Origin of the sequence: Ramlibacter monticola (assembly GCF_016722785.1) — a bacterium.
Classification (GTDB): Bacteria; Pseudomonadota; Gammaproteobacteria; order Burkholderiales; family Burkholderiaceae_C; genus Ramlibacter; species Ramlibacter monticola.
This window is the reverse complement of sequence record NZ_JAEQNE010000005.1, coordinates 206,993-226,191: the sequence shown is the minus strand read 5'-3', so window position 1 is coordinate 226,191 and position 19,199 is coordinate 206,993. Positions and strand designations below refer to the sequence as shown.

Below are 19,199 nucleotides of genomic sequence, written 5' to 3'. Positions count from 1 at the left end.
TCAGGCGGGCGTCCAACAAGCAGTGCGCAAGCACCCAGGAGACATCAGGATGTTCATGTTTCAGCTTTCCAGGAGGTCCGCGGCGATGCTGATGGCGGCCTCGGCCTTCAGCCTGGGCGCGTCCGCGCAGGGCGACGAGCCGATCCGGCTCGGCTTCCTCACCATCAAGTCCGGGGCGCTGGCCGCCGGCGGCAAGCAGATGGAGGACGGCCTGCGGCTGTTCCTGAAGGAGCGCAACAACACCATCGCCGGGCGCAAGGTCGAACTGTTCGTCGCCGACACCGGCGGCCAGCCCGCCGTGACCAAGACCAAGGCCCAGGAACTGGTGGAGAAGAACAAGGTCGACGTGATCATCGGCCCGCTGGCGGCGTTCGAGGCCCTGGCCGTGGACGACTACATCCGCAAGGTGCAGATCCCGGTGATCTCGCCCTCGGCGGCCGCCGAGGACCTGACGCAGCGCAAGCCCAACCCGTGGTTCGTGCGCGCGGTGGGCACGTCGGCGCAGCCGAACCATCCCCTGGGCGAGTACGCCGCCAGGGACCTGAAGTACAAGCGCATCGCCATCGTCGCCGACGACTTCGCGTTCGGCCACGAGATCGCGGCCGGCTTCCAGCGGACCTTCGAGGAGAACGGCGGCAAGGTGGTGCAGAAGCTGTGGTCGCCCCTGAACGTCGCGGACTACGGCAGCTACATCAGCCAGATCGACCCGAAGGTCGACGCCGTGTTCGCCGCGTTCGCGGGCAGCAACGGCGTGAAGTTCCTGAAGCAGTACAACGAGTACGGCCTCAAGGGCAAGATCCCCGTGCTGGGCGCGATGACGACCGTCGACGAAGGCGTGCTCAAGATGATGGGCGACGAGGCGCTGAACATCGTCTCCTCCGGCTGGTACTCCGCCGGCGTGCAGAACGCCAGCAACAGGCACTTCGTGGACGCGATGCGCAAGGAATACAAGGACGACCCGGGCTACTACTCGATCGGCGCCTACGGCGCGGCCCTGATGCTGGAGGAGGCCGCCAAGGCCGTGAAGGGGAAGGTGGAGGACAGGCAGGCGCTGATGGACGCGCTGCGCAAGGTGGAGCTCACCAACGACCCGCGCGGCACGCTCAAGCTCGACGCGCTGGGCAACCCGGTGATGGACGTCTACATCCGCAAGGTCGAGCGCAAGGACGGCAAGCTGGTGAACACGGTGATCAAGACCTATCCCGACGTGAGCCAGTTCTGGCACTACGACCGCAAGGAGTTCCTCGCCAATCCGGTGTACTCGCGCGACTGGCCGCCGGCGAAGAACCTCGAGAAGTAAACCCCGCACGCCGACGGCCGCAAGCGCATGAACCTCTGGCTCATCCAAAGCCTGAACAGCCTTGCCCTCGGCGGGGTGCTGTTCATCCTGGCGGCGGGCTTCTCGCTGATCTTCGGGCTGATGCGCATCGCCAACCTCTCGCACGGCGCCTACTTCATGCTGGGCGCCTACGTGGGGCTGAGCGTGCTGCGCAGCGGCGCGTCCTTCGTGGTGGCGATGCTGGTGGCCGGCCTCGCGGTCGGCTGCCTCGGCGCCGTCGTCGAGCGCGTCGTGCTGCGGCGCCTGGCCGGCAACCCGCTGTCGCAGGTGCTGGCCACGCTGGGCATCGCCTTCGTGATCGCGGATTTCTGCCTCTGGTTCTGGGGCGGCGACCCGCAGCCGGTCTCGCCGCCCGCCGCGCTGCAGGGCGCGGTGCGCGTGTTCGGCCTGGCCTTCCCGCTCTACCGGCTGGCCGTGCTGCTGTTCGCCATCGCGGTGGCGATCGCCTTGTGGCTGCTGCTGGAGAAGACGCGCATCGGCATGATGATCCGCGCCAGCGTGGACGACATGCAGATGGCGCGCAGCGTCGGGATCCCCGCACCCTGGCTGTACGTGCTGGTGTTCTCGCTGGGCACCGCGCTGGCCGGCATCGGCGGCGTGGTCGCCGCGCCCATCCTCTCGGTCTACCCCGGCATGGAGGCCGACACGCTGCCGCTCGCGCTGGTGGTGGTGATCCTCGGCGGCCTCGGCAGCCTGTTCGGCGCCTTCGTCGGCAGCTTCGTGGTCGGCTTCATCTACACCTTCGGCCAGGTGCTGCTGCCCGACCTGGCGTACATCATCCTGTTCCTGCCGATGGTGGTCATCCTGGCGGCGCGCCCGCGCGGGCTGTTCGGGAGGATCAGCGCGTGAAGCCGCTCGCCGCGATCGCGCTGGCGGCGCTGGCGCTGGGGAGCGCGCCCTTCTGGCTGGGCGGCGATTACTACGTGAACCTCGCCAGCCAGGTCCTGATCGCGGCCCTGTTCGCCCTGAGCCTCAACCTGCTGGTGGGCTATGCGGGACTCACCTCGCTGGGCCACGCGGGCTACCTGGGGCTGTCGGCGTACGCCAGCGCCTGGCTGGTGCTGAACCTGAAGTGGGGCCATCTCGCCGCGGCGCTGGCCGCGCTGGGCTTCACCGGCGTGATGGCGGCCGTCTTCGGGCTGGTGGCCTTGCGGGCCTCGGGGCTCAGCTTCCTGATGATCACCCTGGCGCTGGGCCAGGTGCTGTGGGGCCTCGCCTATCGCTGGGCGAGCGTGACCGGCGGCGACAACGGCCTGTCGGGCCTGAAGCGACCCGCCCCCTTCGGCTGGGACCTCAACGAGGCGCGCGCCTTCTACTGGTTCGCGCTGATCGTGTTCGCGCTGGTGTGCCTGCTGCTGCACGTGCTGGTGCGCTCGCCCTTCGGCGCCACGATCCGCGGCACGCGCGACCAGCCGCGCCGCATGAGCACTCTCGGCTACGACGTGTGGCGCATCCGCTGGTTCACTTTCACCGCCAGTGGCTTCCTCGGCGGGGTGGCGGGCCTGATGTACGTCTACTACCAGCAGTTCATCAGCCCGCACAGCCTGTCGATCGCGAGTTCCGCCGAGATGCTGCTGATGGTGATCGCCGGCGGGCCCGGCACGCTCGCCGGGCCGGTCGCGGGCGCGGCGCTGGTCGTGCTGCTGAAGAACGTGGCCAGCGCCTACATCGACCGCTGGATCATGCTGCTGGGCGTGGTGTTCGTGCTGATCGTGCTGTTCGTGCCGGGGGGCATCGTGCCCGGCCTGCAGCGCTTGGGGAAGCGCCTGCGCGCGCGGCGGCCGCGGCCGGAGCCCGCGGGCGCGGTCGCCGACATGACCCTGAAGGAAGTGCCGTGAGCGCCGCACGGCCGCCCGAAGGCGCTCGCCCCCTCCGCTTGCGGAGGGGGGACTCTGGGGTCCCCACAAAAATGCTTCCGCATTTTTGTGGGGTGAGAGGTGTGGCGGAGCACGCAGTGCGGAGCCTGGGGGAGGTTACCCCGTGACCGCGGTGCTGGAAGTCGAGGCGCTCACGCGGTCCTTCGGCGGCCTCAAGGTCACGCGCGGAGTGAACCTGCGGCTCGAGCCCGGCGAGCGCCACCTGATCATCGGCCCCAACGGCGCCGGCAAGACGACGCTGTTTCACCTGATCGCCGGCGACCTGCGCCCCGACAGCGGCAGCATCCGGCTCGCGGGCCGGGACGTGACGCCGTCGCCCACCGCCGCGCGGGCCCAGCAGGGCATCGCCCGCACCTTCCAGATCCTCACCCTGTTCGGCCGCGACACGCTGCTGCACAACGTGATGCTTGCGCTGATGGGCAAGTCGCCCATGCGCTGGCGTCCCTGGGGCGGCTTCGGCGGGCACCGGCCGCTGCGCGAGCGCGCGCTGCGCCAGCTGGAAGCCGTGGGCCTGGCCGACAAGGCGGAGCTGCCGCTGGAGCAGACCTCCTACGGGGAGAAGCGCCGCCTCGAGATCGCGATGGCGCTGGCGCAGGACCCGCTGCTGCTGCTGCTCGACGAGCCCTTCGCCGGCCTCTCGGCGGAGGAGCGCGGCACCGTGCACGCGCTGCTGGGATCGATCGCGCGCGACATCACCGTGCTGATGATCGAGCACGACATGGACGTGGCGCTGGCGCTGGCCGACCGCATCACGCTGCTGCACTACGGCGAGGTGATCACCGCCGGCACGCGGCAGCAGGTCGTCGACGATCCGCGCACGCGGGAGATCTACCTTGGCCACTAGCATCCTCTCGCTGGAGCGCGTCAACGCCTTCTACGGCGACAGCCACGTGCTGCACGACGTGTCGCTGGCGCTGTCGCCGGGCCGGCTGCTGGCGCTGCTGGGGCGCAACGGCGCCGGCAAGAGCACCTGCATGCACGCAGTGGTGGGCTTCCTGCCGCCGCGCTCAGGCCGCATCCGCATCGGCGAGCGCGAGCTGCAGGGCGCTGCGCCGGAAGCGATCTGCCGCCACGGCGTGGGCTTCGTGCCGCAGGGCCGGCGCATCTTCCCGACGCTCACCGTGCGCGAGAACCTGGAGGTCGCGGCGCGCCGCCACGCGCCAGCCGGCGGCGGCAGGCGCTGGACCCGCGAGGACGTGCAGCAGATCTTTCCCCGCCTCAAGGAGCGCGAGAAGCAGCTGGCGGGCAGTCTCTCCGGCGGCGAGCAGCAGATGCTGGCGGTGGGGCGCGCGCTCATGACCAGCCCGCGCGTGCTGCTGCTGGACGAGCCCTCCGAAGGCCTCGCGCCGCAGATCGTGCGCGAGCTGGGCAACGTGCTGGCGGACCTGAAGAAGGAGATCTCGATCCTGCTGGTGGAGCAGAACCTGGGCCTGGCGATGAAGCTGGCCGACGACGTGGTGCTGCTCAACACGGGCCGCGTCGTTTTCTCCGGCAGCCGCGACGCATTCGAGCAGCAGCAGGACGTGCTGCAGCGGCACCTCGGCGTGCATTGAAGGAGCGCGAGATGAAGGAAGGCGAAGCCCGCATCGGCCGCTATACGCTGCGCTACGTGGAAGCCGGGCAGGGTCCGGCCATCGTCCTGATCCACGGGCTGGCGGGCGACCTCCATGCCTGGGGCGCGCAACTCGCGCTGCTGAAGCCTCACTTCCGCGTCGTCGCTTTCGACAACCGCGGCGCCGGCCGCAGCACCCAGGTCGACGAGCCGGTCGGCACCCGCGATCTCGCGGTCGACACGCTGGGCCTCATGGACCACCTCGGCATCGCGCACGCGCAGGTGGTCGGGCGCTCCATGGGCGGCGCGATCGCGCAGCACATGGCGCTGATGGCGCCGCAGCGGATCGACAGCCTGGTGCTGTGCGCCTCCTTCGCCCGGCTCGACCCGCTCGGGCGCCGGGTGCTGTCCAACATGCGCGAGGCGCTCGAATGGCGGGGCAGCTGGGCCGACCACGCGCGCCATTCGGTGCAGAACTTCGTCTCGGCGGAGTTCTTCAACTCGCGGCCGGAGCAGGTCGCGGCGATCGAGCGGCTGATCGGCGGCGAGACGAGGCTGCCCGCGTGCTACACGCGGCAGAACGAAGCCTGCCAGGCGCACGACACCAGCGGCGACCTGGCGCGCATCCGGCAGCCCACGCTGGTGATGGCGGGCGCGGCCGACCCGATCTGCTCGCCCGCCGCCACCCGCATCCTGAGCGAAGGGCTGCCGAACGCGCGCACCGAGATCTTCGACGGCGCCAGCCACTTCTTCCTGATGGAGCAGCCGGAGCGCTTCAACCGCCTGCTGTTCCAATGGCTGCAGGGGCATGCGAAGGCGCAGGCCTGAAGCGACACTCCACGCAAACAGAAAGGTCCCAGATGCCCAACGCTTTCCCATCCGCAGGCCCGCACGGCGAGGACGTGTGCCTCGCCGTGGGCGACGAGGCCGTCACCGCGCGGGTGCTGGGCGCCGGCCGGCCCGTCGTGCTGCTGCATTCGCTGCTGGCCGACCGCAGCAGCTTCGACCCGCTGGCGGCGCTGCTCGCGACCACGCACCGCGTGATCCTGCTGGACCTGCCCGGTTTCGGTGGTTCGCGCTCCGTGGCCGGCGGCCTCGAGGCGGTGGCCGACCGCGTCGCGGAGGCGATCCGCGCCCTGCGGCTGGAGCAATCGCCGGTTCTCCTGGGCAACGGCTACGGCGGCTTCGTCGCGCTGCTCACCGCGATCCGCCACCCTTCCATCGCGGCGCGCCTGGTGCTCGCCGATTGCGGGGCGGCGTTCTCCGAGCCCGGGCGGCAGGCCTTCCGCAACATGTCCGCGGCGGCTTCCGCCAAGGGGCTCGCCGCGATCGCCGACGTGGCGATGCGGCGCCTGTTCGCACCGGCCTTCCAGGAGGCCCATCCCGCGCTGGTGGAGCAGCGCCGGGCGCGCTTCCTCGCCGTGCACCCCGAGACCTTCCATGCGGCCTGCGCCGCGCTCGCCGCGCTGGACCTGCGCGCGCAGGTGCCCGGCGTCGCCGTGCCCGTGCTGGTGCTGGTGGGCGAGCAGGACGAGGCCACGCCGCCGGAGATGGCGCGCGAGCTCGCCTCGCTGTTGCCCGACGCGCGCTTCGTGCTGCTGCCCGGGTGCGCCCACGTGCCGCAGTTGCAGGCACCGCAGCAGTTCCTGGCCGCCATCTCCGAATTCGTGGCGCGCTGAAGCAAGAAGAAGGGATGCGGCGCTGCAGCAAGAGGGCCCGGATGCGGCGAGGGGCCTCAAACGGTCGCCTTCCCACGCCGCCTGTACCCCTCCTCCTACAAAAGACGAGCCAGGCCCTTGCGAACCTTGCAGCTTGGTCGCAGCATTCGATCCCAAGGCCATGCACGTTCCCTTCGCGTCCCGTCGAACGCCCCTGCTCCGGGGCGCGAACGTGGCGTCGACCCGCGAAGGCCGCGACTGCGAACCGTGCCGCCGGCTGACCCGGCTCCTGCTGTTCCCCCGCCTCGATGCTCGCCCCGGTCCGTGGCTGCTGTTCCTGGCCGCGGTCTGCAGCTTCGTTGCGATCCGGGCCCTGGAGATGGCGCGCTTCTGAGCGCGCAGCTCAATCGCCTGCGCGCGGCGGCGATCCGGCGCGAAACCGAGCTGGCGTGGGCAAGGGAGGATCGCGCGACCCTGGAGCCGGCCATCCCCGCCGACCCGGCGGGCCTGGAGGCCAGCCTGCGCGTGGCGGACCTGACCACCGGCTGGCGCCCCCGACAGGAATCGAACCTGTATCTAGCGCTTAGGAGGCGCTCGTTCTATCCATTGAACTACGGCGGCGGGATGGCCATTCTAAGGGCCCGCCGCGCTCCCCCTGTGGCTGCGCGACATGCAGGCGCATGCGCGCTTCCTGCGCGAGCGCGGCGGCTTCGCGGAAGTGAAGGTGCTCACGCACCGCAACGACGCGCCGGCGCCGGTGAAGACCGAGGCGCGCACGGCATTCCGGCGCGAGGTGGCTCAAGCCGCGCGGCAGGGGCGAGGTGGGCGTGGTGCGCAAGGGCCGCGCGTCGAATCGCGGGATACAATATCCAGCATGAGTGACGACACCGAGGCCACGAGGCCGCTGCTGGAAGCGATCGACCTGCCCCAGCGCAGGCTGGGCGAAAGCCATTCGCCCCTCACGCGCCTCATCGTCGACCAGCTGCGCGAGCGCATCCTGTCCGGCACCATCGCCGGCGGCGAACGCCTCGTGGAGGCGCGGCTTTCCGAGGAGCTCGGGGTCTCGCGGATGCCGGTGCGCGAGGCGCTGCGCCAGCTCGCTTCCGAAGGCATCGTCACCATCGAGCCGCGCCGCGGCGCCACCGTCACGCAGTTCACCGAGGAGCAGGTACGCGAGCTGGTGGAGGTGCGCGCGACCCTGGAAGGGCTCAACGCCAGGCTGGCCGCGCGCCGGCACGATCCGGCCAAGATCGCCGAACTGCAGGCCATCCTGTCGGAAGGCGTGCGGCTCTCGGAAGGCGGCGATCCCATGGTGCTGATCCGGCTGAACGAACGCTTCCACGATGCGCTGGCCAACATCGCCTCGAACTCGATCCTGCGCGACATCATGCGTTCGCTGCGCGATCGCACCGCGCTGCTGTTCGCGCCCCTGAATCGCAACCACGGCACCAGGATCTGGGAAGAGCACGCCGCCATCCTGCGCGCCGTGATCGCCGGCGACTCCGAACTGGCCGCGCTGCTCGCCACCCGCCACGTCTACAGCGCGGCGCAGATGCCGCCCACGCCCTGAGGCCGCGGGCGGCGAGCCGCGGCCGCTAACGCGCTGCCGCGACGCGCTCGTACGCCAGGCCGGCCAGCGCGATGTCCTGCAGGCCCACGCCCACCGCCTTGTAGATGGTGATGTCGTCCGGCCCGGTGCGGCCGGGTTTCCGGCCGCTCACCACGTCGGCGAACTCCACCAGCTTGCCGTCCAGGCAGCCGGGCGCGGCGCGCTGCAGGTCGCCCGCTTCGCGCAGGGTCTGCGGCCCCCAGTCCACCATGATGGAGGCGGCGCGCGCCAGCGCCGCGTCGTCCAGCTCGCGCGTGTGCGGCAGGCTGGAGCCGATCGCGGCCACGAAGCAGCCGGCCGGCAACTGCGTGCCGGCGAACAGGGGCTCGGTGGCCCGCGACGCGGTCACCACCACGTCCGCATCGTCCAGTGCGCCGGCCGCGTCCGTCATGCGCACGGGCACGCCGCACTGCGCCTGCAGTTGCGCGGCGGTGTCGGCGGGCGCGAACGGGTCCACGACGCGGATCTCCTCGAGGTCGTGCGCCTCGGCGAACTGGCAGGCGTGCGCGCGGCCCTGCACGCCCGCGCCGAAGATCGCCAGCCGGCGCACCCGCGGCCTGGCGAGATGGCGGGCCGCGATCACCGAGCAGGCCGCGGTGCGCAACCGCGTGATCGCATTGGCCTCCAGCGTGGCGAGTGGGCGACCGTCGCGGGTCGAGAAGAGCTGGATCACGAAGTTGAACTGCCCCGCGATCGTGCTGTAGACCTTGGCGCCCGCATGGCCCTGGTCGGGCAGCACGGCGCCCATCGTGGAGATCTTGACGCCGCCCGCCTCGGTGCGGATGCGCTCCTGCATGGAGGCACGGCCTTCGGCAAGGCTGCGGAAGGCCTCGAACAGCACTTGCTGCGCGTCCGTCGGCGTGACGGCGCTGTCGATCATGGCGTCGGTGATGTGGAGCATGGATTCAGTTTTTGGCATGGAAGAGGGCTTGTGCCAGCACGGCCAGCGCGCCCAGGGTGGCGAGCGTCAGCAGCACCCCGCGCAGGCCTTGCGCCGAGAGGCGCCGCGAGAGCGGCCCGGAGGCGGCGAAGCCCGCCACCATCCAGGGCGTGAGCAGAACGCCCACCAGGAGTTCGTCGCCGCTCGCGCGGCCGGCGGCATGCAGCGCCGCGAGGGAGATCACGGAACCGGCGAAGAAGACGAAACCGAGCGTCGCGCGCAGCGGCGCGGGCGGCAGGTTCTGCAGCGCGATCGCGAGCGGCGGCGCGCCGGCGGAGGTGATGGTGCCCATGAGGCCGGAGGCGAAGCCCGCGGTGCCGCTGGTCGCCGGCGTCGGCCGCACCTGCCAGCCGCGCACGCTCAGGGCCACGCCCGTGAGGATCAGCAGCGCGAACAGCACCGAGAGCGTGGAAGGCGAGGCGAAGCGCAGCACCGCGGTCGCCAGCAGCGCGCCGCCCAGGCGTCCGACCAGGGCATAGCCCGCGGTGGACCACTCGATGGCGCGGAACTCGCGCAGCATCGCGAGCAGGGCCAGCGGGCAGCTGAGCGCCAGCAGCGGTCCCGGGACCAGCTCCGGGAACAGCAGCAGCGCCAGCGGGGCGCAGAACATCGCGAAGCCCAGCCCGCCGATGCCCTGCAGGCAGGCGCCGCCGAACACCATGGCGCCCATCGCGGCGTAGCGGCCGGCGCCCAGGTCCGCCGGCCACAGGCTCCCGAGCCAGGCGGCGGCGTTCACCACGCCACCGCGATGTCGCCGTGGACGAAGGTCTGGCAGGCCAGCCGGTAGCCCTGCGCCAGCTGTGCCTCGTCCAGGATCTTGCGTTCCTTGGGCTTGACGGCGTCCGTGTTCTCGCGCCCCAGGACGATGCGGCACTTGCAGGTGCCGCACACGCCGCCGCCGCACTTGAAGGGGATGCCGCCCTGCTCGCGCAGCGATACCCGTAGCAGGTTGCTGTTGGCGGGCGCGCTCACCTGGCGCTCCTTGTTGTTGATGAAGGTGATGCGCGGCGTGGCGGGCGCCGCAGGCGCCACCGGCGCGGCCGGCGGCTCGTGCCGCACCAGCTGCGCGTCGAGGTCGCCGAAACGCACGAGGGTCTCGAGTTCGCCGCGCGCCTGCTCCAGTCGCTCGAAGGAGGGGAGGAACTTGCTGGGCACTTCGTTCACCGCGGCGGGATCGGCTTCGTCCACGATGCGCACGCGCGACGCGGCCTGCAGTTCCGCCACGACGAAGCGGGCCCGCACGCGCCCGCACAGCACGTAGTCGTAGTGTTCGCGCGGCTCCATGCCGGCGCCCGGCTCGCTGCGGAACTGCCCGGGCTTGCTGGTGAGGATGACGTACATGGCGCTTTCCTTTCAGGCGGCGGCCGCCGCGGGTTCCTGCAGCAGTTCGATGTCGTGTTCCAGCCAGAGCTGGCACAGCAGCCGGTAGCCCTGTTCCAGCCGCTCGCCCAGCTGCTTCTTCTCCTTCCAGTTGGGCGGCGGCAGGTGTTCGGCTCCGGCCAGCACCTTGCAGGCACAGGTGGCGCACTTGCCCATGCCGCACTGGTACGCGAGGTTGGGGTAGGGGAACTGCTTGATGCCGGCCCGGACCACGAGGTTGGTGCTGGGCTTGACCTCGTCGCGGTAGGTGGAGCCGTTCTTGTGCAGGGTGACGATGGGCATGGAAAGGCCTTTGCTGGCAGATTTGGGATACTGTATTCCTGATTGTTGAGGGTTCTGGGGGCCGATTCTCTAGGGGTTTACGCCGATTCTTTGATCCAAATCAAGGAATACAGTATCCCAACGCGCTCGATTGCTAGCGCCACCTGGAGAGAAGACGCATGCCTGCACTCATGGACCGCGACCAGTTCCGCACCGCCCTCGAACAAGCCATTCAGGGCAAGAGCGCCAACAAGTCGCCTTTCAGCATCGCCTGGGCCACCGGCAAGCTGAGCCGCGCGCACCTGGCGCGCTGGGCCGAGAACCACTACCACTACGTCGGTCCGTTCGCGGACTACCTGGCCTACATCTACGCCCGCACCCCGGACACGATGACGGAGGCCAAGGACTTCCTGCTGTCCAACATGTACGAGGAGGAGATCGGCGGCGACCGCCACACCGACCTGCTGATCCGCTTCGCCGAGGCCTGCGGCACCACCCGCGCCCGCGTCACGGACCCGGACAACATGTCGGCCACCACGCGCGGCCTGCAAAGCTGGTGCTACGCCGTCGCCATGCGCGAGGACCCGGTGGTCGCGGTCGCCGGCCTGGTGGTGGGCCTGGAATCGCAGGTGCCCTCCATCTACCGCAAGCAGACCCCGACGCTGCGCGAGAAGTACAAGTTCACCGACGAGGAAGTCGAGTTCTTCGACCTGCACATCGTCTCCGACGAGATCCACGGCGAGCGCGGCTACCAGATCGTGCTGCAGCACGCCAACACCGTGGAACTGCAACAGCGCTGCCTGAAGATCTGCGAGGTCGGCGCCCAGATGCGCCTGCTGTACACCACCGCCCTGTACAACGACTACGTCGCGCAGGAACTGCCGCTGTCCGAACTGGTGGCGACCGAAACCAAGAAGGCCGAGCCGGCGCTGGCATGAGCGACACGCACCGCATCCTGATCGGCGGCGAATGGGTCGCCGCCGCGTCGGGCCAGACCTTCGAGACCCGCAACCCGGCCGACCGCCGCGAAGTGGTGGGCCGCTTCACGGCCGCCGGCGCAGAGGACGCGCGGGCCGCGGTGGCCGCGGCCGCCAAGGCCTTCCCCGCCTGGCGGGCCATGGCGCCCGGCAAGCGGGCCCAGGTGCTGAACAAGGCGGCGGCCTACCTGGAGCAGCACGCGGCGCAGTTCGCCCGGGAACTCACCCGCGAGATGGGCAAGCCGCTCGCGCTGGCGCAGGACGAGATCGCTCGCACCGCGCAGACGCTGCGCTTCTACGCGGTGGAAGGCCAGACCTACAGCGGCGAGACCTTCCCCTGCGACGATCCCGACATGGTCGTCTACACGCAGCGCGAGGCGCTGGGCGTGGTCGCCGTGATCGCGCCCTGGAACTTTCCGGCCTCCATCCCGGCGCGCAAGATCGCGCCGGCGCTCATCACCGGCAACACGGTGGTGTTCAAGCCTTCCTCGGACGCGCCGCTCACCGGGCTGCGCCTGGTCGAGGCCCTGGTGGCGGGCGGCCTGCCGCCCGGCGTGCTGAACTTCGTGACCGGCCGCGCAGGCGAAGTCGGGGCGGTGCTGACCGGCTCGCCCGAAGTGCGCGCCGTCACCTTCACCGGCTCCACGGCGGCGGGCGAGCAGATCCACCGCAGCGTGGCCATGACGACCCGCACGCAGATGGAACTGGGCGGCAAGAACCCGCTGATCGTGATGGAGGACGCCAACCTGGATGCGGCAGCCGACCTCGCGGTCAAGGGCGGGCTGTCGCTGACCGGCCAGGCCTGCACCGGCACCAGCCGCGTGCTGGTGATGACGCAGGTGCGCGAGGCCTTCCTGGCGAAACTGCTGGCCCGCGTGCAGGCGCTGAAGATCGGCAACGGCCTGGAGCCGGGCATCGACCTGGGCCCGCTGGCCACCGCGAAGCAGTTCGAGACCGTGCTGTCGTACATCGGGATCGGCAAGCAGGAAGCGAAGCTGCAGTACGGCGGCCGCGCGCTCACCGGCCCGGCGCACGAGCACGGCTGGTTCGTCGAACCCGCGGTGTTCACCGACGTGTCGCCGCGCGCCCGCATCGCGCAGGAGGAGATCTTCGGACCGGTGCTGGCGGTGATCGACGTGGAGAGCTACGCGCAGGCGATCGCCATCGCCAACGACACGCCCTACGGCCTGTCGGCGGCCATCGCCACGCGCAACCCGCGCTACGTCCACGACTTCTGCCGCGACATCGAGTCGGGCACGGTGAAGGTGAACCGCACCACCACCGGCAACCTCACCAACGCCCCGTTCGGCGGCTACAAGGCCTCGACCGGATCGGGCTTCCGCGAATCCGGGCGGGTCGGCCTGGAGTTCTTCACCCAGACCAAGACGGTGTACCGCGCCGTCTGAGAGAGAAAGAGACCGAGCATGAAGAAAGCGATCAAGCTGGAACTGGCGGAAGCCAGGCACATGGCGCGTGCGGCGCTGAAGAAGGCCGAGGAGATCGGGGTGAAGGAGACGGTGTGCGTCGTCGACGAGGGCGGCTATCCCCTGGTGCTCGAACGCATGGACGGCGGCCGCATCACCGGCCCGCAGATCGCCTGGAACAAGGCCTTCACCGCGAGCGGCCACAAGCGCTCGACCCACCTGTTCACCCGTGCGCCGGACGGCCCGGCGCTGCCCGGCAACGAGGCCTTCGGCATCCAGCTCAGTTTCGAAGGCCGCTTCGCCGCCTTCGTCGGCGGCTACCCGATCGTGGTGAACGGCGAGGTGGTCGGCGGCATCGGCCTGTCCGGCGGCAACGGCGAGCAGGACACGCAGTGCGGCGTGGCCGGCCTGCAGGCGCTCGGCGAACTGCTGCAGGCGCAGGGCTACGACGTCACCGTGCAGGCGGACATCAAGAAATGAAGCACCGCGTGTTCGTGCTCGAGACCGGCTGCGCCTTCGAGGCGGGCGGCGACGAGTCCCTGCTGGACGCCGCGACGCGCCAGGGCGTGCGGCTGCCGCACGAATGCACCTTCGGCGGCTGCGGCACGTGCCGCATCCGGCTGGTGGCAGGCAACGTCGCCTACGAGGAGATGCCGATGGCGCTCTCCGACGAGGAAGCGCAGGCCGGCTTCGCGCTGGCCTGCCAGGCCCGCGCCTGCAGCGACCTGTCGATCAGCGTGCCGGCGACCACGGCCCCGGAGTCCCAGCGACGCAGCAGCGTGGTGCGCGGCCTGCGGCAGCTCGCGCCGGACGTCGTCAACCTGGAACTGGAGGTCGAGGCGGAGTCCCTGGACTACCGGCCGGGCCAGTACATGAACGTGCTGCTGCCCGGAGGCGGACACCGCAGCTTCTCGATGGCGTCGCGGCCCGCCGGCAACCGTGTCGACTTCCACGTGCGCCGGGTGCCGGGGGGGCGCTTCACCGACGGCGCGCTGCGCCAGTTGCGCGCCGGCGACCGCCTCGAGGTGGAAATCCCGCTGGGCGGCTTCCGCCTGCACGAGGAGGACTACCGGCCGCTGCTGATGGTGGCGACGGGGACGGGCCTGGCGCCGCTCAAGAGCATGCTGGAAACCCTGATGGACGACGAGGACTGCCCGCCCGTGTCCCTGTACTGGGGCATGCGCACGGAGAGCGATCTCTACCTGGCCGACGAGATCCGCCGCTGGGGCGAGCGGCTGTACGACTTCAGCTTCGTGCCGGTGCTTTCGCGCGGGAGTGACACGTGGAATGGCCGGCGGGGCTACGTGCAGGACGCCGTGGAGCGGGACCTGCCGGACCTGTCGGAACACGCGGTCTACCTCTGCGGTTCGCCGGCCATGATTTCCGACGCCAAGCGGCGCTTCCTGGCGCGGGGCGCCAGCGCGGAGCACGTCTACGCGGACGGCTTCAGCTTCCAGCACGAGGGGGCGTTGGCATGAACTTATACGGTCTATCTGCGGGACGCATGTCGTCCGCGAACTTTTGTGGCAATCTGGCCGATTCTGGCCGCCAATTGGGAAGTGGAAAGGAACAGGTCGTGAAACTGATGAAGATGGTGGCCGGTGCGGTGGCCGCAGCGGCGGTGATGACGACGGGCTCCGCGCTCGCGCAGCAATACCCCGACCGCCCGATCAAGGTGGTGGTCACCACGGTGCCCGGTCCGCTGGACGCATTCGCGCGCGCCGTGGTCAACCAGATGTCGCAGCGGCTGAAGCAGCCGATGGTGGTGGAGAACAAGCCGGGCGCGGGCGGCAACGTCGGCACCGACTTCGTCGCCAAGGCGCCGGCCGACGGCTACACGCTGCTCTTCGCGCTGGACTCCACCTTCACGGTGAATCCCTCGCTGTACGAGAAGATGCCCTTCGACGTGAACAAGGACTTCGCCGTGATCGGCGTGCCGGTGACCTACAGCCAGATGCTGGCGGTGGGCCCGAACGTGAAGGCCAACAACCTCGCCGAATTCCTGAAGCTCGCGAAGTCCAGCAAGATGGCCTATGCCTCCGGCGGCAACGGCTCGCCCAGCCACCTGACGATGGCCGCCTTCCTGGGCACCACCGGGACCGAGATGGTGCACGTCCCCTACAAGGGCACCGGCGCCTCGGTGGTCGACGTCATGAGCGGCCAGGTCGACAGCGTGTTCGCCGTCACCAGCGGCATCTGGCCGCAGGCCAAGGCGGGCAAGCTCAAGGCGCTGGCGGTGTCCGGCAGCCAGCGCTCGGCCTCCGCGCCCGATGTGCCCACGGTGGCGGAGCTCGGCTACCCGCAGTTCAACGCCACCTTCGCCTACGTGGTGGCGGTGCCTGCGAACACGCCCAAGGAGATCCAGCACCTGCTGGCGCGTGAACTGGCAGCCGCGATGAAGACGCCGGAGGTGATGGAGTTCAATCGCACGGCCGACTACGCGGCCACCGACCTGAACCCCGAAGCCTCGGCCGCCTGGCTGCGCGACACGCGCAAGCGCTGGAACCAGGTGGTGGTGCAGGCGAAGATCACCAACTGACGCTCCTTTCGCGCCAAGAGCAACGGCCCCTCGCGGGGCCGTTCTCGTTGGGGGCGCCGCAGGCTATTTGCTCAGGAGCCGCATCGCCTCTTCCAGCCCCTTGATCGTCAGCGGATACATGCGCTGGTTCATCAGCTGCTGGATCACGGCAATGCTCTGGCGGTACTGCCAGACGCCCTGCGGCTCCGGGTTGATCCAGGCGAACTTGGGAAAGGCGTGGGTCAGGCGCTGCAGCCACTCGGCGCCGGCCTCCTCGTTGTTGTATTCGACGCTGCCGCCCGGCTGCAGGATCTCGTACGGGCTCATCGTCGCGTCGCCGACGAAGACCAGCTTGTAGTCCTTGTTGTACTTGCGGATGATGTCCCAGGTCGGGAACTTCTCCGAGAAGCGCCGCCGGTTGTTCTTCCACATGAAGTCGTAGACGCAGTTGTGGAAGTAGTAGAACTCGAGATGCTTGAACTCCGCCTTCGCCGCGGAGAACATCTCCTCGACGCGGTGGATGTGTTCGTCCATGGTGCCGCCCACGTCCATCAGCAGCAGCACCTTCACGTTGTTGTGCCGCTCCGGCACCATCTTGATGTCGAGCCAGCCCGCGTTGGCGGCCGTCGAACGGATGGTGTCGTCGAGGTCCAGCTCCTCCTCGGCGCCCTCGCGCGCGAACTTGCGCAGCCGGCGCAGCGCCACCTTGATGTTGCGCGTGCCCAGTTCCTGGCTGTCGTCGTAGTCCTTGTAGGCGCGCTGGTCCCACACCTTCACGGCGCTCTTGTTGCGGCCCTTGTCCTGCCCGATGCGGATGCCCTGCGGGTTGTAGCCGTAGGCACCGAAGGGCGAGGTGCCGCCGGTGCCAATCATCTTGCTGCCGCCCTCGTGGCGTTCCTTCTGCTCCTCGAAGCGCTTCTTCAGCGTCTCCATGAGCTCGTCCCAGCCCATCTTCTCGATCTTCGCCTTCTCCTCGGGCGAGAGCTCGAGCTCCAGGTTCTTGCGCAGCCACTCCAGCGGGACGTCCTTGGTGAAGTCGGCGATCAGCTCCACGCCCTTGAAGTAGGCGGCGAAGGCGCGGTCGAACTTGTCGTAGTGCTTCTCGTCCTTCACCAGCGCGGTGCGGGCGAGATAGTAGAAGTCGTCGATGCTGAAGGCGCCATCGCTGGTCGGGCCGACCACGCCTTCCTTGAGCGCCTCGACGAGCGTCAGGTATTCCTTGACCGAGACCGGCAGCTTGGCGCTGCGCAGAGTGTAGAAGAAGTCGATCAGCATTTCAGGCCTCCCTCGGTCGGGTGAGCTGGTACCGCAGGTGCGCCTTCACCTCCGGCCACTCGCCCGCCGCCAGGCTGTACATCACCGTGTCGCGCACCGTGCCGTCGCGCCGCAGCGCGTGGTGGCGCAGCACGCCGTCCTTCTTCGCGCCGAGGCGCTCGATCGCGCGCTGGCTCGCGAAGTTGTAGTTGTCGGTGCGCCAACCCACCAGCTGCGCGCCGAGGGTCTCGAACGCGTGCTGCATCAGCAGCAGCTTGGCGGTGGTGTTCACGTGCGTGCGCTGCCAGGACCGGCCGTACCAGGTGTAGCCGATCTCCAGCCGCTCCACCGCCGGCACGATGTCGTGGTAGCGGGTGGTGCCGATGAGGCGGCCGCTGGCGGGGTCGACCACCACGAAGGGCAGCATGTGGCCTTCGTCGTAGCCCTTCAGGGCGGCCGCGACGTAGGCCGCGGTTTCGCCTGGCGCGGGCACGGAGGTCACGCGCAGGTTCCACAGTTCGCCGTCGCGCGCCGCCGTTTCGAGTGCCGCAGCATGGTCGGCCGTCATCGGCTCCAGCCGCAGCCGCGCATCGGCGAGGACGACGGGTTCCGGCTTCCTCATGCGACCCTCCTCAGGCGCCCTTGTGGAAGCCCGCGGAGGAGGTGCCGCCGCCCCAGCCGTCCGCCTCGAACCGGACCTTCACCGGCACCGACTGGGCGCAGGCCGAGAAGGTCCAGGTTTCCGTCCAGTGGCCGCGCACCAGGTAACTCTCGGCGACGAGCGTCCCCGCCAGCGGCAGGAACTGGGCGTCCTGGAGCTCGCCGGCCTCCACCGACTTGAGTTGCGGGGCCTCGCAGGTCTTTCCGCCCGACAGCTCGCGATATCCCTGCTTCGCGGCCGCGGCCGCATCGCCGTAGGCCCCGAAGAAGGCGCGCGCCGAGGCCTTGGTGCCGGCGGCTTCGCGCGCCACGGCATCGGCTTCGCGCGCGAAGCGCTCGATCACCGCGTCGCGCTCGCCGGTGCGCAGCAACACGCCCGTGATCGCGCCCAGGCGCGAGACGTTGCGCGGTGCGAGCGTGTCGTGGAAGTAGGCGGCCAGCAGGGTGCCGGCGGCGCGATTGCCCTTGCCGGCCGCGAAGCCCAGGCCTTCGATCGCCTCGATCTGCTCGCGGCGCTCCGGCACGGTGCGCGCGGCCAGCCGGCGGTAGGCCTCGGCGTCGGCCTTGCCGTCGCGCGCGGGCTGGTTGGCGGGGTCGTTCTGGAAGGCCAGGTAGAGCATCAGCCCGCCCGTGGGCTCGCCCTTGGACAGGGCCCAGCGCGCGAGCACGCGGGCCTCCTCGTAGCGGTTGGAGCTCGGAAGCGTGCCGGTCAGGATGCACTCGGCGCGGCGGGCGGCCTCGCGCGCATCGATGGGGTTCATGCCGACCGTGGCGCAGAGGCGCTTCAATTCCTCCCCTGCCGTGGGAGCGGGCGTCTGCGCGCGCGCGGCGCCGCCGGCCCCGAGGACGGCGGCCATCAGGAAAAACGCAAGGGGACGCATGGCCTTCAGCGGTTGTGCCGCTGCATGAACACGAGCTTCTCGAACAGGGTCACGTCCTGTTCGTTCTTCAGCAGCGCACCCACCAGCGGCGGCACGGCGACCTTGTCGTCCTTGCTTTGCAGCGCCTCCACCGGGATGTCCTCGGCCAGGAGCAGCTTCAGCCAGTCCAGCAGCTCGGAGGTGCTGGGCTTCTTCTTCAGGCCCGGCAGGTTGCGCACGTCGTAGAAGGTCTTCAGCGCGCCGGTCAGCAGCTCCTTCTTGAGGCCCGGGAAGTGCACGTCCACGATCTGCTTCATCGTGTCGGCATCGGGGAACTTGATGTAGTGGAAGAAGCAGCGGCGCAGGAAGGCGTCGGGCAGTTCCTTCTCGTTGTTGGAGGTGATGAACACCAGCGGCCGGTGCTTCGCCTTGACCAGCTCGCGCGTCTCGTAGACGTAGAACTCCATCCGGTCCAGTTCGCGCAGCAGGTCGTTGGGGAACTCGATGTCGGCCTTGTCGATCTCGTCGATCAGCAGCGCCACCGGCTGGTCTGCGGTGAAGGCCTGCCACAGCACGCCCTTGACGATGTAGTTGTGGATGTCCATCACGCGCTGGTCGCCGAGCTGCGAATCGCGCAGCCGGCTCACCGCGTCGTATTCGTACAGGCCCTGCTGCGCCTTCGTGGTGGACTTGATGTGCCATTGCAGCAAGGGCATCTGCAGGGCCTCGGCCACCTCCTCGGCCAGCATCGTCTTGCCCGTGCCCGGCTCGCCCTTGACCAGCAGCGGGCGCTTCAGGGTGATGGATGCGTTCACCGCCAGCATCAGGTCCTGCGTGGCGACGTAGTTCTGGGAGCCTTGGAACTTCATTGGGGAAAGTAGGTGGGAGGG

The 19,199-nt window shown here is 69.7% G+C and carries 22 protein-coding genes and 1 tRNA gene; 14 read left to right on the top strand and 9 right to left on the bottom strand.

Going from position 1 to position 19,199, the window contains the following annotated elements; genetic code table 11:
* The first annotated feature begins 55 nt into the window (after nucleotides 1-55).
* The 8 genes from JJ685_RS19850 (at nucleotide 56) to JJ685_RS19815 (ending at nucleotide 6,820) form a co-directional block, all read left to right on the top strand.
* Nucleotides 56-1,300 carry an ABC transporter substrate-binding protein gene (locus tag JJ685_RS19850; protein WP_236599129.1) on the top strand — a complete coding sequence of 415 codons (1,245 nt, stop codon included), beginning with the start codon at nucleotides 56-58 and terminating at the stop codon, nucleotides 1,298-1,300.
* Nucleotides 1,301-1,327: 27 nt separating this feature from the next.
* Nucleotides 1,328-2,188, top strand: a complete 861-nt coding sequence (locus JJ685_RS19845; RefSeq protein ID WP_201676062.1) for a branched-chain amino acid ABC transporter permease — start codon at nucleotides 1,328-1,330, stop codon at nucleotides 2,186-2,188.
* Nucleotides 2,185-3,177, top strand: a complete 993-nt coding sequence (locus JJ685_RS19840) for a branched-chain amino acid ABC transporter permease (protein WP_330901807.1) — start codon at nucleotides 2,185-2,187, stop codon at nucleotides 3,175-3,177. Before JJ685_RS19845 ends, JJ685_RS19840 begins: the two co-directional genes overlap by 4 nt.
* A gap of 142 nt (nucleotides 3,178-3,319) precedes the next feature.
* Nucleotides 3,320-4,060 carry an ABC transporter ATP-binding protein gene (locus JJ685_RS19835; protein WP_201676061.1) on the top strand — a complete coding sequence of 247 codons (741 nt, stop codon included), beginning with the start codon at nucleotides 3,320-3,322 and terminating at the stop codon, nucleotides 4,058-4,060.
* Nucleotides 4,050-4,769, top strand: coding sequence for an ABC transporter ATP-binding protein (locus JJ685_RS19830; RefSeq protein ID WP_236599128.1), 720 nt, complete (start codon nucleotides 4,050-4,052; stop codon nucleotides 4,767-4,769). Before JJ685_RS19835 ends, JJ685_RS19830 begins: the two co-directional genes overlap by 11 nt.
* An 11-nt stretch (nucleotides 4,770-4,780) precedes the next feature.
* On the top strand, nucleotides 4,781-5,596 hold the full coding sequence (locus JJ685_RS19825) for an alpha/beta fold hydrolase (protein ID WP_201676060.1): 816 nt from the start codon (nucleotides 4,781-4,783) through the stop codon (nucleotides 5,594-5,596).
* Between the two features lie 32 nt (nucleotides 5,597-5,628).
* On the top strand, nucleotides 5,629-6,447 hold the full coding sequence (locus JJ685_RS19820; RefSeq protein WP_201676059.1) for an alpha/beta fold hydrolase: 819 nt from the start codon (nucleotides 5,629-5,631) through the stop codon (nucleotides 6,445-6,447).
* A gap of 160 nt (nucleotides 6,448-6,607) precedes the next feature.
* The gene (locus tag JJ685_RS19815; protein ID WP_201676058.1) at nucleotides 6,608-6,820 is read left to right on the top strand and encodes a hypothetical protein; all 213 of its coding nucleotides are present in this window, start codon (nucleotides 6,608-6,610) and stop codon (nucleotides 6,818-6,820) included.
* Between the two features lie 152 nt (nucleotides 6,821-6,972).
* On the opposite strand, the gene JJ685_RS19810 is transcribed toward JJ685_RS19815, so the two are convergent.
* A tRNA-Arg gene (locus tag JJ685_RS19810) sits at nucleotides 6,973-7,047 on the bottom strand.
* A 253-nt stretch (nucleotides 7,048-7,300) separates the two neighbouring features.
* Between JJ685_RS19810 and JJ685_RS19805 the strand changes: the two genes are divergently transcribed.
* A complete protein-coding gene (locus tag JJ685_RS19805; protein WP_201676243.1) occupies nucleotides 7,301-7,996 on the top strand; it encodes a GntR family transcriptional regulator in 696 nt (231 codons plus the stop codon).
* A gap of 25 nt (nucleotides 7,997-8,021) precedes the next feature.
* Here the strand turns inward: JJ685_RS19805 and JJ685_RS19800 are convergent, their stop codons facing one another.
* The 4 genes from JJ685_RS19800 to JJ685_RS19780 are packed head-to-tail and all read right to left on the bottom strand — an operon-like array spanning nucleotide 8,022 to nucleotide 10,637.
* Complete coding sequence (locus JJ685_RS19800) at nucleotides 8,022-8,936, bottom strand: ornithine cyclodeaminase family protein (RefSeq protein WP_201676057.1); 915 nt, start codon at nucleotides 8,934-8,936, stop codon at nucleotides 8,022-8,024.
* A 4-nt stretch (nucleotides 8,937-8,940) separates the two neighbouring features.
* On the bottom strand, nucleotides 8,941-9,711 hold the full coding sequence (locus JJ685_RS19795; protein ID WP_330901806.1) for a sulfite exporter TauE/SafE family protein: 771 nt from the start codon (nucleotides 9,709-9,711) through the stop codon (nucleotides 8,941-8,943).
* Nucleotides 9,708-10,316 (bottom strand): 2Fe-2S iron-sulfur cluster-binding protein, encoded by a 609-nt coding sequence (locus tag JJ685_RS30460; RefSeq protein ID WP_408015482.1) that lies wholly within the window; start codon nucleotides 10,314-10,316, stop codon nucleotides 9,708-9,710. The genes JJ685_RS19795 and JJ685_RS30460 overlap by 4 nt, the downstream gene beginning before the upstream one ends.
* Nucleotides 10,317-10,328: 12 nt before the next feature.
* A complete protein-coding gene (locus JJ685_RS19780; protein ID WP_201676056.1) occupies nucleotides 10,329-10,637 on the bottom strand; it encodes a 2Fe-2S iron-sulfur cluster-binding protein in 309 nt (102 codons plus the stop codon).
* A 158-nt stretch (nucleotides 10,638-10,795) separates the two neighbouring features.
* Between JJ685_RS19780 and JJ685_RS19775 the strand changes: the two genes are divergently transcribed.
* The 5 genes from JJ685_RS19775 (at nucleotide 10,796) to JJ685_RS19755 (ending at nucleotide 15,556) form a co-directional block, all read left to right on the top strand.
* Complete coding sequence (locus JJ685_RS19775; RefSeq protein ID WP_201676055.1) at nucleotides 10,796-11,554, top strand: TenA family transcriptional regulator; 759 nt, start codon at nucleotides 10,796-10,798, stop codon at nucleotides 11,552-11,554.
* Nucleotides 11,551-12,999, top strand: coding sequence for an aldehyde dehydrogenase family protein (locus JJ685_RS19770; protein ID WP_201676054.1), 1,449 nt, complete (start codon nucleotides 11,551-11,553; stop codon nucleotides 12,997-12,999). The genes JJ685_RS19775 and JJ685_RS19770 overlap by 4 nt, the downstream gene beginning before the upstream one ends.
* Nucleotides 13,000-13,017: 18 nt before the next feature.
* Nucleotides 13,018-13,497 (top strand): GlcG/HbpS family heme-binding protein, encoded by a 480-nt coding sequence (locus tag JJ685_RS19765; RefSeq protein ID WP_201676053.1) that lies wholly within the window; start codon nucleotides 13,018-13,020, stop codon nucleotides 13,495-13,497.
* Entirely contained in the window at nucleotides 13,494-14,495 is a 1,002-nt protein-coding gene (locus JJ685_RS19760; RefSeq protein WP_201676052.1) for a 2Fe-2S iron-sulfur cluster-binding protein, read from the top strand. Before JJ685_RS19765 ends, JJ685_RS19760 begins: the two co-directional genes overlap by 4 nt.
* Nucleotides 14,496-14,602: 107 nt before the next feature.
* Entirely contained in the window at nucleotides 14,603-15,556 is a 954-nt protein-coding gene (locus tag JJ685_RS19755) for a Bug family tripartite tricarboxylate transporter substrate binding protein (RefSeq protein ID WP_236599153.1), read from the top strand.
* Nucleotides 15,557-15,619: 63 nt separating this feature from the next.
* On the opposite strand, the gene JJ685_RS19750 is transcribed toward JJ685_RS19755, so the two are convergent.
* From JJ685_RS19750 to JJ685_RS19735, 4 genes are read right to left on the bottom strand one after another with little or no spacing between them, the layout of a single operon-like run.
* Complete coding sequence (locus JJ685_RS19750) at nucleotides 15,620-16,810, bottom strand: vWA domain-containing protein (protein WP_201676050.1); 1,191 nt, start codon at nucleotides 16,808-16,810, stop codon at nucleotides 15,620-15,622.
* Between the two features lies 1 nt (nucleotide 16,811).
* Nucleotides 16,812-17,411 (bottom strand): GNAT family N-acetyltransferase, encoded by a 600-nt coding sequence (locus tag JJ685_RS19745; protein WP_201676049.1) that lies wholly within the window; start codon nucleotides 17,409-17,411, stop codon nucleotides 16,812-16,814.
* Between the two features lie 10 nt (nucleotides 17,412-17,421).
* Nucleotides 17,422-18,330, bottom strand: a complete 909-nt coding sequence (locus JJ685_RS19740) for a hypothetical protein (RefSeq protein WP_201676048.1) — start codon at nucleotides 18,328-18,330, stop codon at nucleotides 17,422-17,424.
* A gap of 5 nt (nucleotides 18,331-18,335) precedes the next feature.
* On the bottom strand, nucleotides 18,336-19,178 hold the full coding sequence (locus tag JJ685_RS19735; RefSeq protein WP_201676047.1) for an AAA family ATPase: 843 nt from the start codon (nucleotides 19,176-19,178) through the stop codon (nucleotides 18,336-18,338).
* Nucleotides 19,179-19,199 lie beyond the last annotated feature (21 nt).